Annotated in this window: 10 protein-coding genes and 1 tRNA gene; 7 read left to right on the top strand and 4 right to left on the bottom strand. The window is 75.8% G+C overall.

The annotated features are described in order from the left end of the window. The first annotated feature begins 62 nt into the window (after positions 1–62). Positions 63–2,909, top strand: a complete 2,847-nt coding sequence (gene topA / locus ACI8AF_RS01940) for a type I DNA topoisomerase (protein ID WP_456537967.1) — start codon at positions 63–65, stop codon at positions 2,907–2,909. Beyond that, positions 2,909–3,673 carry a class I SAM-dependent methyltransferase gene (locus tag ACI8AF_RS01945; protein WP_456537968.1) on the top strand — a complete coding sequence of 255 codons (765 nt, stop codon included), beginning with the start codon at positions 2,909–2,911 and terminating at the stop codon, positions 3,671–3,673. The genes topA and ACI8AF_RS01945 overlap by 1 nt, the downstream gene beginning before the upstream one ends. On the opposite strand, the gene ACI8AF_RS01950 is transcribed toward ACI8AF_RS01945, so the two are convergent. From ACI8AF_RS01950 to ACI8AF_RS01960, 3 genes are read right to left on the bottom strand one after another with little or no spacing between them, the layout of a single operon-like run. Further along, positions 3,660–3,989: a winged helix-turn-helix domain-containing protein gene (locus ACI8AF_RS01950; RefSeq protein WP_456537969.1), complete on the bottom strand. Its 330-nt coding sequence runs from the start codon at positions 3,987–3,989 to the stop codon at positions 3,660–3,662. The genes ACI8AF_RS01945 and ACI8AF_RS01950 overlap by 14 nt on opposite strands. After that, a complete protein-coding gene (locus ACI8AF_RS01955) occupies positions 3,986–4,411 on the bottom strand; it encodes a hypothetical protein (protein ID WP_456537970.1) in 426 nt (141 codons plus the stop codon). The genes ACI8AF_RS01950 and ACI8AF_RS01955 overlap by 4 nt, the downstream gene beginning before the upstream one ends. A gap of 51 nt (positions 4,412–4,462) precedes the next feature. After that, positions 4,463–5,275 carry a trans-aconitate 2-methyltransferase gene (locus ACI8AF_RS01960; RefSeq protein ID WP_456537971.1) on the bottom strand — a complete coding sequence of 271 codons (813 nt, stop codon included), beginning with the start codon at positions 5,273–5,275 and terminating at the stop codon, positions 4,463–4,465. Positions 5,276–5,534: 259 nt separating this feature from the next. On the opposite strand from ACI8AF_RS01960, the gene tmk reads away from it, so the two are divergent. From tmk to ACI8AF_RS01980, 4 genes are all read left to right on the top strand, one after another. Then, complete coding sequence (tmk, locus tag ACI8AF_RS01965; protein WP_456537972.1) at positions 5,535–7,739, top strand: dTMP kinase; 2,205 nt, start codon at positions 5,535–5,537, stop codon at positions 7,737–7,739. Then, complete coding sequence (locus ACI8AF_RS01970; protein WP_456537973.1) at positions 7,736–8,917, top strand: DNA polymerase III subunit delta'; 1,182 nt, start codon at positions 7,736–7,738, stop codon at positions 8,915–8,917. Before tmk ends, ACI8AF_RS01970 begins: the two co-directional genes overlap by 4 nt. Before the next feature lie 57 nt (positions 8,918–8,974). After that, positions 8,975–9,047 (top strand) — tRNA-Thr (locus ACI8AF_RS01975). Between the two features lie 46 nt (positions 9,048–9,093). After that, the gene (locus ACI8AF_RS01980; RefSeq protein ID WP_456537974.1) at positions 9,094–9,840 is read left to right on the top strand and encodes an SAM-dependent methyltransferase; all 747 of its coding nucleotides are present in this window, start codon (positions 9,094–9,096) and stop codon (positions 9,838–9,840) included. Positions 9,841–9,940: 100 nt separating this feature from the next. On the opposite strand, the gene ACI8AF_RS01985 is transcribed toward ACI8AF_RS01980, so the two are convergent. Next, positions 9,941–10,435, bottom strand: a complete 495-nt coding sequence (locus ACI8AF_RS01985) for an inorganic diphosphatase (protein ID WP_456537975.1) — start codon at positions 10,433–10,435, stop codon at positions 9,941–9,943. A gap of 57 nt (positions 10,436–10,492) precedes the next feature. Here ACI8AF_RS01985 and dacB point away from each other — a divergent pair, with 57 nt between their 5' ends. Then, on the top strand, positions 10,493–11,920 hold the full coding sequence (dacB, locus tag ACI8AF_RS01990; protein ID WP_456537976.1) for a D-alanyl-D-alanine carboxypeptidase/D-alanyl-D-alanine endopeptidase: 1,428 nt from the start codon (positions 10,493–10,495) through the stop codon (positions 11,918–11,920). Positions 11,921–11,942 lie beyond the last annotated feature (22 nt).

Below are 11,942 nucleotides of genomic sequence, written 5' to 3' on the forward strand. Positions count from 1 at the left end.
CGACGCGTCCACCACCGTCGGCGCTCTCGGCGCCCGCACCCCGCACCACCGACAGGAGCACCGTGCCCAGCAGGACCGCGAAGAACGGCCCCAGCACCGCCACCGGGACGAGCACGCCCGCCCGGCGGCGATCCGGCGCGTCCGGGGGCAAGCCGCTGGTGATCGTCGAGTCCCCGACGAAGGCCGGGAAGATCGCCGGTTACCTGGGCAGCGGGTACGTCGTCGAGGCCAGCGTCGGGCACATCCGCGACCTGCCGCGCAACGCCGCCGACGTGCCGGCCGAGCACAAGGGCGCCGCGTGGGCACGGCTCGGCGTCGACGTGGACAACGGCTTCGAGCCGCTGTACGTCGTCAGCCCCGACCGCAGGCAGCAGGTCAGCCGGCTCAAGCAGCTGGTCAAGGACGCCAGCGAGGTCTACCTCGCCACCGATGAGGACCGCGAGGGCGAGGCCATCGCCTGGCACCTGGTCGACACCCTCAAGCCGCGGGTCCCGGTGCGCCGGATGGTCTTCCACGAGATCACCCCGGAGGCCATCACCCGCGCCGTCGCCAACCCGCGGGAGCTCGACACCGCCCTCGTCGACGCCCAGGAGACCCGGCGCATCCTCGACCGGCTCTACGGCTACGAGGTCTCGCCGGTGCTGTGGAAGAAGGTGCTGCCCAAGCTGTCGGCCGGCCGGGTGCAGTCGGTGGCCACCCGCATCGTCGTGGAGCGCGAGCGGGAGCGGATGAACTTCCACGCCGCCGACTACTGGTCCCTGGAGGGCGTCTTCGCCGTCGCCGACCAGCGGGCCGGCGCCGACTCGGGCGAGCCGACGAGCGTCCGGGCCCGCCTGGTCAGCGTCGACGACAGCCGCGTGGCCACCGGCCGCGACTTCGACCCCGCCACCGGCCGGGTGACCGGCGACGTCGTGCACCTCGACGAGGCCGGCGCCCGCGGCCTGGCGGCCCGCCTGGAGGGCCGGCAGGTCACCGTCAGCCGGGTCGACGAGAAGCCGTACCGGCGCCGCCCCTACGCGCCCTTCACCACCTCCACGCTGCAGATGGAGGCCGGCCGCAAGCTCGGCTGGTCCTCGGCGCAGGTGATGCGGGTCGCGCAGCGGCTGTACGAGAACGGCCACATCACCTACATGCGGACCGACTCGACCAACCTCTCGAACGAGGCGATCAACGCCGCCCGCACCCAGGCGCGCGAGCTCTACGGCGACGCCTACGTCCCGGCGGAGGCCCGCCGCTACGCCAAGAAGGCCAAGGGCGCCCAGGAGGCGCACGAGGCGATCCGGCCCGCCGGCGACCACTTCCGCACGCCCGGCCAGCTCGCCTCGCAGCTGGCCCGCGACGAGTTCCGCCTCTACGAGCTGATCTGGCAGCGCACCATCGCCTCCCAGATGGCCGACGCCGTCGGGCAGACCGTGAGCATCCGGCTGGCCGGGCGCAGCAGCACCGACGAGGCGGTGGAGTTCACCGCCAGCGGCCGCACCATCACCTTCCCCGGGTTCCTGCGGGCCTACGTCGAGTCCCGCGACGAGGGCGCCGGCGGCAACGGCGACGACGAGCAGGGCAGCGACGACGCCGAGCGGCGCCTGCCCCGGGTCGAGCGCGGCCAGCGGCTGGACACCCGCGAGCTGGAGCCGAAGGGGCACACGACCACCCCGCCCGCCCGCTACACCGAGCCCAGCCTGGTCGCCCGCCTCGAGGAGCTCGGCATCGGCCGCCCCTCGACGTACGCGTCGATCATGCAGACCATCCAGGACCGCGGGTACGTGTGGAAGAAGGGGTCCGCGCTCGTCCCCTCCTTCGTCGCGTTCGCCGTCGTCAACCTGCTGGAGCAGCACTTCGCCCAGCTGGTCGACTACGACTTCACCGCCTCGCTCGAGGACGAGCTCGACGAGATCGCCAGCGGCAGCCTCGGCCGGGTCGACTGGCTGACCGAGTTCTACTTCGGCGGCGAGGGCCGGCACGCCGGTGGCATCGCCGAGGCCGGCGGCCTCAAGCAGGTCATCGGCCAGCGGCTGGAGGAGATCGATGCCCGCGGGGTGAACTCCATCCCGCTGCGCGCCACCGGGCCGCAGGGCGAGCCGGTCGTCGTCCGCGTCGGCCGCTACGGCCCGTACCTGCAGGCCGGCGGCGAGGACGGGCCGCGGGTCAGCATCCCCGAGGACCTCCCACCCGACGAGCTCACCACCGACAAGGTCGCCGAGCTGCTGGCCGCCCCGAGCGGCGACCGGGAGCTGGGCACCGATCCCGACAGCGGCCACCCGGTCGTGGTCAAGGCCGGCCGCTACGGGCCCTACGTCACCACCGTCGTGCCCGAGGGAAGCAAGGAGTCCCCGCGCACGGCCAGCCTGTTCGCGTCGATGTCGCCGGAGACGGTGACCCTCGACGAGGCGTTGAAGCTGCTCACGCTGCCGCGCACCGTCGGCACCGCGCCCGACGGCGAGGAGATCCAGGCGCTCAACGGCCGGTACGGCCCCTACCTGAAGAAGGGCAGCGACTCCCGGTCGCTCGAGGGCGAGGACAAGCTCTTCACGACCACGCTCGAGGAGGCGCTGGCGATCTTCGCCCAGCCCAAGCAGCGCGGCCGGCGGGCGGCGGCCACGCCGCTCAAGGAGCTCGGCCCCGACCCGGTGACCCAGGGGCAGGTCACCGTGCGCGAGGGCCGCTTCGGCCCCTACGTGACCGACGGCGAGACCAACGCCAGCCTGCGCAAGGGCGACGACGTCGAGGCGATCACCCTCGAGCGGGCGGCCGAGCTGCTCGCCGACCGGCGCGCCCGCGGGCCGGCCACCAAGAAGAAGGCGGCCAAGAAGACCGCGAAGAAGACCACCGCCAAGAAGACGACGGCGAAGAAGGCGACGGCCGGCAAGGCGACGACCGGCAAGGCGACGGCCCCGGTCTCGGCCGGCTGATGACCGGCACCGGGTCGCTCGACCCGGCGAGCTGGCACGGCCGCCGGACGTCGTTCGGCTCGGTGGCCGCCGAGTACGCGGCGCTGCGTCCGGGCTACCCGGCCGACGCGGTCGACTTCCTGCTCGGCGCCCCGCGGCGGGTCCTCGACCTCGGCGCGGGCACCGGGCTGCTCACCGAGCGCCTGGTCGCGGCCGGGCACGAGGTCGTCGCCGTCGACCCGTCGGCGGAGATGCTGGCGCAGCTGACCGCCCGGCTGCCCGACGTCGCCGCGCTGGTCGGCTCGGCGGAGGTGGTCCCCCTGCCCGACCGCGACGTCGACGCCGTCGTCGCCGGGCAGGCCGCGCACTGGTTCGACCCGGTCCCGGCCGCCGCGGAGCTGCGCCGGGTCCTGCGCCCCGGCGGGGTCGTGGGGCTGATCTGGAACACCCGCGACGAACGCGTGCCGTGGGTCGCCGCCCTGGGGGAGCTGCTCGCCGGCGAGGCCCGCGGCCACGAGGCCGACCAGACCGTGGTGGCGGAGTTCGCCGCGGCGCTGCCGGCCACCGTGACCTCCGCCGGGTCGAGCTGGGTGCAGCGGTCGACGCCCGAGGACGTCGTCCGGGGGATCGGCACCCGCAGCTACGTGGCCACCCGGGAGCCCGCGGCCCGCGAGGCCTTCCTCGACCGCGTGCGGCACCTGCTCGCCACCCATCCCGACACCCGCGGGCGCGACGTGCTGGAGCTGCCGTACCGCACGGCGGCGCACCGGCTCATCCCCGGCTGACCGGCGGGGCGGCCCCCTCGGCGATCGCCCGCAGGGCCGCCACGTGGGCCTCGAACGCCGCCCGGCCGGCGGCGCTCAGGCGCAGCCAGGTCCGCGGGCGCTTGCCCAGGTAGCCCTTGCGGACCTCGACGTAGCCGGCCTGCTCCAGGCTGCTCACCGTCTTCGACAGCAGCGAGTCGCTGATCTGCACGCCGTCCCGCACGAACCCGAACTCCGCCTCCTCCGTGGCCGCCAGCGTGGCCACCACCGAGAACCGCACCGGGGCGTGGATGTGCTCGTCGAGGGCGTGCCGGGGGTGGCCGGGCGGGCCGCTCACCGCGGCAGCTCCCGCCAGGCGCCCACCAGGCAGGGAGCGGCGACCAGCAGCGCACCGGCCAGCCAGAACGGCCAGGCCTCCGGCAGCGCCGTCCGGCCGACGGCCAGGCCGACGGCGAAGACCGCCGCCCAGGCGCCCATCGTCAGGCCGAAGCGGTGGGAGAACCCCGGTGGGGCCGAGCGGCGGGCCGCCACGAGCGTCCAGACCGCGCCGGCCACGGCCGCCACGAAGACCACCGTCGCGGCGGCGATCCCCCGGTCGGACCCGGCGAGCGGCTGCGCGACGAAGTAGCCGGCGCTGGCCAGGCCGAGCGTGGTCAGGAAGCCGGCCGTGGCCGGGCCGGTCTCCCGGCGGACCCGGTCGGCGGCGCGGTCGGCCTCGGCGAGCCGGGCCGCGGCGGCCTCGGGGGTGGGGACGGACACGGTCGCCTCCTGACGTCGGTGACGAGAGCATGGCAAGTACTTTCCTGAGCGTCAAGTACTTTCCGGACGGCGGCCGACCATGAACACCCGCCGGAAGGGCAGCACCGTCGTCCCGTCCGGCCGCCGCGGGTAGGCCGACCGCAGCGCGGCGGCGTACTCCGCGGTGAGCGCGGCCGCCGACCCGTCGTCCAGCCGGCCCAGCACCGGTCGCAGCACGGTGCTGCGCACCCAGCCCAGCACGGGATCGGCGCCCTGGAGCACGTGCAGGTACGTCGTCTCCCAGACGTCGGACGCCAGCCCCGCGGCGGTGAGCACCTCCAGGTAGGCGGTGGGGTCGAGGACGGCGTCCGGCCGGGGCGCGACGTCGGCCACCCGGGCGGCCCACCGCGGGTCGGCGCACAGCCCGGCGAGCAGGGTGTGCGTCGGTGCGCGGAAGTTGCCGGGCACCTGCACCGCCAGCTCCCCGCCCGGTGCCAGCAGCCCCGCCCAGGCGGCCAGCAGACCCTCGTGCCCGGGCACCCAGTGCAGGACGGCGTTGCTCAGCAGGACGTCGACCGGGGCGTCCGGCGTCCACTCCCGCACGTCGCCGAGCGCGAAGCGGACCCGACCGCCGACGGCGTGCGCCGACGCGGCGGCGAGCATCTCGGGGGAGGAGTCGATCCCGGTGATCCGGGCGGCCGGCCAGCGGCGGGCCAGAGACGCCGTGAGCGCCCCCTCGCCGCACCCCAGGTCGACGACCTCGCGCGGCCGCTCCGACCGCACCCGGGCCAGCAGCTCGGCGAACGGACGGGCCCGCTCACCGGCGAACCGCAGGTAGGCGGCGGGATCCCAGGTGCCGGGGCCGGCCGGCGGAGAGGCGTCCACCGTGCCGAACCTAACGCCGTCCGACGCCCCGTCGGAGGCGCGAAGTACCCGGAACGGTCGCCGCCGCCCGGTACCGTGAGGCGGCCCAGGGCCAGCTCCGCCCACCTCGACACCCACCGGGAGCCCCCCGATCAGGTCCGATCCGCCCCTCCCGGCGCCGCCGCCCGGCGACGAGCCGCCCGCGCAGCCGGACGAGCGGACCGTCGTCCCCCCGGACGGTCTGCCGCCCGGCGGCACACCCGTGCCCGCGGACGCGCCGATGCCGCTGGCGGACCTGGACACCACGGCGGGCCAGGTTGCTCCCGGTGCCGCGCAGACCGCCCGCGACGCCGCCCCCGACGACCTGGGCGGCGACGCCCTCGGGCTGTTCGCCAAGATCCGCGCCGTCCTGCGGGTGCGGGACTTCCGCCGGCTGTGGGAGTCGATGGCGCTCTCCAGCTTCGGCGACTGGCTGGGCCTGCTGGCCATCACGGCCACCGCGACCTCGCTGGTCGACAGCTTCGCCGGGCAGAACTTCGCGCTCGGCGCGGTGCTGCTGTTCCGGCTGCTGCCGACGATCGTGCTCGGCCCGCTGGCCGGGGCATTCGCCGACCGGTTCGACCGGCGCAAGACGATGGTCGTCACCGACATCCTGCGGTTCGGCCTGTTCGCCTCGATCCCGATCGTCGACAACCTGATCTGGCTGTTCGTCGCCCAGTTCGTCATCGAGGCGCTGAGCATGTTCTGGATCCCGGCGAAGGACGCCGCGGTCCCGAACATGCTCCGCAAGGACCAGATCGAGCCGGCCAACCAGCTCTCGCTGGTCACCACCTACGGGCTCACCCCCGTGGCCGCGGCGATCGTGTTCGCGCTGCTCACCACCCTCGGCGGGTCGATGACCTCGCCGCTGCCGTGGCTCGACGAGACCGACCTCGCGCTGTACCTCAACGCCCTGACGTTCCTGGTCGCGGCGGTCGTGATCTGGAACCTGCCCTCGATCAGCGGCCGCCGGGAGGAGGGCGCCGTCGTCCAGAGGGAGAGCTTCCTCGGCTCGCTGAAGCACGGCTTCTCCTTCGCCGGGCACACCCCGCTGGTCCGCGGCCTGGTCATCGGCATCACCGGGGCCTTCGTCGCCGCCGGCGTGGTCATCGCCACCGCGCAGGCGTTCGCCGCCTCCCTGGGCGGCGGTGAGGCCGCCTACGGCCTGCTGTTCGGCGCCGTCTTCATCGGGCTGGGCCTGGGCATCGGCATCGGCCCGAGCATCGCCCGCGACCTCTCCCGCGAGCGGCTCTTCGGCGTCGCGATCGTCGGCGCCGGGCTGGTCGTGCTGCTGCTCGCGTGGACCTTCACGCTGTGGATCGCGCTGCTGCTCGTCGTCCTCATGGGCTTCTTCGCCGGCATCGCCTACCTGGCCGGGTTCACCCTGCTCGGCACGGAGGTCGACGACGCCGTCCGCGGCCGCACGTTCGCCCTCGTCCAGTCGCTCGTGCGGGCCGCGCTCATCCTGAGCCTCGCCGTGGTGCCCTTCGGGGTCGGCCTGTTCGGCCGCCACGGCGTCGACCTCGGGCCGGTCGAGTTCGAGATCACCGGCGACCGGATCATGCTGTTCGTCGCCGGGCTGCTGGCCGCCCTGGTCGGGGTGGTCGCCTACCGGCAGATGGACGACGGCCGGCCGGTGCCGCTGGTCGCCGACGTCGTCACCGCGCTGCGCCGCGACACCACCGCCCGCCGCCGCCTGGCCAAGGGCGGCGTGCTCATCGCGTTCGAGGGTGGCGAGGGCGCCGGCAAGTCGACGCAGGTCCGCCGCCTCCAGGAGTGGCTGACGCACGAGGGGCTGGTGGCCCGGGCCACCTTCGAGCCCGGCGCGACGCCCTCGGGGGCCGGCATCCGCTCGATCGTGCTCGACCGCGCCCACACCGGCATCTCGCCGCGGTCGGAGGCGCTGCTCTACGCCGCCGACCGCGCCCAGCACGTGCACGACGTGCTGCGGCCCGCGCTCGACGCCGGCGAGGTGGTGATCACCGACCGGTTCGTCGACAGCTCGCTGGCGTACCAGGGGGCCGGGCGCACCATCCCGCTGGAGGACGTCCGCGGTCTGTCCCGCTGGGCGACCCAGGGGCTCGTGCCCGACCTGACCGTGCTGCTCGACCTGCCGCCCGAGGTGGGCCTGGCGCGGGCCCGTGGACGGGCCGCCGCGGACCGCCTCGAGTCCGAGTCGCTGGACTTCCACCAGCGGGTGCGGCAGACCTTCCGGGCGCTGGCCGAGGCCGAGCCCGACCGCTACCTGGTGCTCGACGCCACCCGCGCGCCCGACGAGCTGGCCGCCGCGATCCGCGTGAAGGTGGCCGAGCTGCTCTCCGGGGTGGAGCTGCAGAAGCTGCCCGAGGACCCGCGGCTGCGTCCGCGGGCCGACGCCGTCGAGCACGCCGCCGGCGCGCACCACCCGCACGCCCAGACCGGCTCGACCCCCCAGCTGCACCCGTGAGCGGGGCCGTCGTCGCCGAGGACGTCTGGGCGAGGGTCGTCGGCCAGACCGCCGTCGTCGCGGAGCTGCAGGCCGCCGTCGCCGACCCGGCCGCGATGACCCACGCCTGGCTGTTCACCGGCCCGCCCGGCTCCGGGCGCAGCGTGGCCGCGCGCGCCTTCGCCGCCGCGCTGCAGTGCCCCGACGGCGGCTGCGGGCACTGCCACGCCTGCCGCACCGTGCTGGCCGGCACGCACGCCGACGTGCAGACCGTGGTGCCCGAGGGGCTGTCCATCGGCGTCGCCGAGGTCCGCGAGATCGTGCGCATCGCCGGCCGGGCGCCGTCGCAGGGGCGCTGGCAGATCGTGCTGGTCGAGGACGCCGACCGGATGACCGAGCAGGCGTCGAACACCGTGCTCAAGATGCTCGAGGAGCCGCCCGCGCGCACGGTCTTCCTGCTCTGCGCGCCGAGCCTGCACCCCGACGACGTGAGCGTCACCATCCGCTCCCGGTGCCGCGTGGTCGGCCTGCGCACGCCGCCGGTGGACGCCGTCGCCGACGTGCTGGTGCGGCGGGACGGCGTCGACCCGCCGCTGGCCGCGTGGTCGGCCGCGGCGGCCGGCGGGCACGTGGGCCGCGCCCGGCGGCTGGCCCGCGACGAGGCCGCCCGGCTGGCCCGCAAGGCCGTGCTGGACGTCCCGCTGCGGCTGGTCTCGCTGGCCGCCTGCCTGGACGCCGCCGACGACCTGGTCAGCTCCGCCAAGGAGGAGGCCGACGAGGCGGCCGCCGCGCTCGACGGCGTCGAGACCGAGGCGGTCAAGGCCAGCCTCGGCGTGGGGGCCCGGGGGCCGGGCGTCGCCGCCGCCAGCCGCGGCGCCGGCGTGCTCAAGGAGCTGGAGAAGAAGCAGAAGTCGCGGGCCACCCGCCTGGGCCGCGACTCGCTGGACCGGGCGCTGGTCGACCTCGCCGGGCTCTACCGCGACGCGCTGGTGCTCGCCGCCGGCGCCGGCCAGGCGCCGTCGCTCAACCACCCCGACCGCCGCGCCGACGCCGAGGAGCTCGCCGCCCGCATCGGCGCGGAGGGGGCGCTGCGCCGCATCGACGCGATCCTCGCCTGCCGCCGGGCGCTGGAGCAGAACGTGAAACCGCAGGTGGCGCTGGAGGCGCTGACCGTCGCGCTGCGGCTCCCCGCGTCCTGACCCGCGCCCCTGCGCGGGACGGCCGCGCCGGTGCCGTAAGCTCGGGCCCGCACGTCCGCCGCCTTAGCTCAGTCGGTAGAGCATCTCACTCGTAATGAGAAGGTCGTCGGTTCGATTCCGACAGGCGGCTCTCCCCGCTCCGGCGTCCCGCCGCGCGCCGCTGGCAGGATGCGCCGGTGGACAGAGCCCTGGCCAGCGCCATCGCGCACCGCTGGCACCCGATCGCCGCCCCCGTCTCCGACGAGAACGTCGCGCTGCTGCTCGGCCGGCTCGGCGTCCCCGACGGCGGGCGGGTGCTCGACCTCGGCTGCGGGCTCGGCCACTGGCTGTGCGCCGCCCTCGAGCGCGCGGCGACGGCCACCGGGACCGGCGTCGACACCTCCGCGGTCGCCCTCGACCAGGCCCGTGCCACGGCGGCCGGGCGGGGAGTGGCCGACCGGGTCACCTGGCAGCACGGCGACGCGGCGGCGTGGGACGGCGACCCCGCGGACGCCGTCCTCTGCATCGGCGCCACGCACGCCTTCGGCGGCCTCGGGCCGACGCTGGACGCCGTCCGCCGGCACCTGGTGCCCGGCGGGCGCCTGCTGCTCGGCGACGGCTTCTGGGAGACGCCCCCGGCGCCGCAGGCGCTGGCCGCCCTCGGCGCCGAGCCCGGCGAGCTGCCCGCCATCGGCGACCTGCTGCGCACCGCGCGCGAGCACGGCTTCGAGCCGGGGTTCGGCCACCTCAGCACCGCGGCCGAGTGGGACCGCTACGAGTGGTCGTGGACCGGCGCCCTCACGGCGTGGGCGGTCGAGGAGGCCGACCCCACCGACCGGGAGGACGCCCTCCGGCTGGCCGACGCCCACCGCCGCGAGTGGCTGGAGGGCTACCGCGGTCAGCTCGGCTTCGTCACCGTCGTCCTGCACGACGCGCGCCGCTGAGCCCCCGAGCAGCACGACGGCGGCAGCCACGCGGCGCGAGCCGGTGGGTGCCGACGTCGGAGGTGCTCGCGGCGCGGCCCGGGTGGCCGGGCCGGCCGGCTCAGGTGTGGTAGCCCTCCTTCTCGGCGCGCTCGAGGGAGTTGCGGATCTCCTCCTCGGCGGCCGTCCGGTCCACCCACTCGGCACCCTCCACCGACTTGCCCGGCTCGAGGTCCTTGTAGGTCTCGAAGAAGTGCTGGATCTCCAGCCGGTCGAACTCGGGGACCTCGCTGATGTCGGTGAGGTGGGCCATGCGCGGGTCGGTGGCCGGCACGCAGAGGACCTTGTCGTCCCCGCCCTTCTCGTCGGTCATCCGGAACATCCCGATCGCGCGGCAGGTGATCAGGCAGCCCGGGAACGTGGGCTCGTCGAGGATCACCAGGGCGTCGAGCGGGTCGCCGTCCATGCCCAGGGTGTTCTCGATGTATCCGTAGTCCGCCGGGTAGCGGGTCGAGGTGAACAGCATCCGGTCGAGCCGGATGCGTCCGGTGGCATGGTCCAGCTCGTACTTGTTCCGCTGGCCCTTCGGTATTTCGATCGTCACGTCGAACTGCACGGCAGTTAGTGTGTCCCACGGCGACCCGGTGGATTCGACGCAGGGTCCCTGTGGGGGGTGGGCACCATCGCGTCGAGCGGTTCGACGGTCGTCACGGCGAACTACTCGAGGTTCCGTCGCCGGCTGATCCTGGCCGGTGCGGGCGTCGTCGTCCTGATCGCCGCGGTGGTCGCGACGCTCCTCGTCGTCGTCCGCGACGACGCACCCTCCTCGGCCGTCGCCGAGGCCGCGGCGTCGGCCGTGCTGCCCGAGCTCGGGCAGGGCGCGCCGGTCCTCCCCGAGCTCTCCGCCGACGCCCCGGCGCCCGACCCGGCCGCGCTGTCGGCGACCCTCGCGCCGCTGCTGGCCGACCCGGCGCTGGGCACCGGCGTCTCGGTCGAGGTCGTCGACGCGGCCACCGGCACGAGCCTGTTCGCCCAGGACCCCGGCTCGCCCTCGATCCCCGCCAGCACCGCCAAGCTGCTCACCGCCGTCGCCGCGCTCACCACCCTCGACCCGTCCGACACCCTCGAGACGCGGGTCGTCGCCGGCGCCGCCCCCGGTGAGGTCGTCCTCGTCGGCGGCGGCGACCCGACGCTGTCGCGCACGGCCCCGTCGCAGAGCTACCCCGGCGCGCCCACGATGGCCGACCTGGCCGCGCAGGTGCTGGGCGCGCTGCCCGCCGGCACGGCGGTCACCAGCGTCGTGGTCGACAACTCCCTCTACAGCGGCCCGCTCACCGCCAGCGGCTGGGCGGCCGGCGACGCCCCGTCCAGCTACGCCGCCCCGGTCACCGCCACCGCCGTCGACGGCGCGCGGGTGGCGCCGGGCTCCGACGCCCGCAGCGGCCAGCCCGGCCTCGACGCCGGGGCGGCCCTCGCCGACGCGCTCGGCGCCCCGGGCGCGGGCATCGTGCTCGGCCAGGCCCCCGAGGGCGCCCAGGTCCTGGGCACGGTGCGGTCGGCGCCGATCGCACGCCTGGTCGAGCAGGCGCTGTCGGCGTCGGACAACATGCTCGCCGAGGCGCTGGCCCGGCAGGTGGCGCTCGCCCGCGACCTGCCCGCCAGCTTCGAGGGCTCGGCCGAGGCCGTGATCGGTGCGCTGCGGGACGCCGGTGTCGACGTCACCGGCGTCGAGCTCTCCGACGGCAGCGGGCTCTCCCAGCTGGACCGCCTCCCGGTCGGCCTGCTGACCGCGCTGCTCACCGACGTCGTCGACGGCACGCTGGCCGAGGCCGGCCCCGTCCTGTCCGGGCTCGCCGTCGCCGGCTGGGACGGCACCCTCGCCGACCGCGGGGACGACGACCCCGCGACGGCGCCCGGCGCGGTGCGGGCCAAGACCGGCACCCTGCAGGGCGTCAACGGCCTGGCCGGGACGGTCGTCACCGAGGACGGCCGGCTGCTGACCTTCGCCGTCCTGGCCGACGCCGCCACCGGCAGCGTCCCCAGCGCCGAGGCCGCGCTGGACCGGATCGCCACCGCCCTCGCGGCCTGCGGCTGCGGCTGACGGGAGCCCGTCGGCTCCAGCG

The organism is Blastococcus sp. SYSU D00669 (assembly GCF_054050715.1).

Coding starts and splice junctions, on each gene's coding strand:
- ACI8AF_RS01945 (WP_456537968.1), top strand. CDS start 2,909: ATGACCGGCACCGGGTCGCTCGACCCGGCGAGCTGGCACGGCCGCCGG.
- tmk (WP_456537972.1), top strand. CDS start 5,535: ATGCCGCTGGCGGACCTGGACACCACGGCGGGCCAGGTTGCTCCCGGT.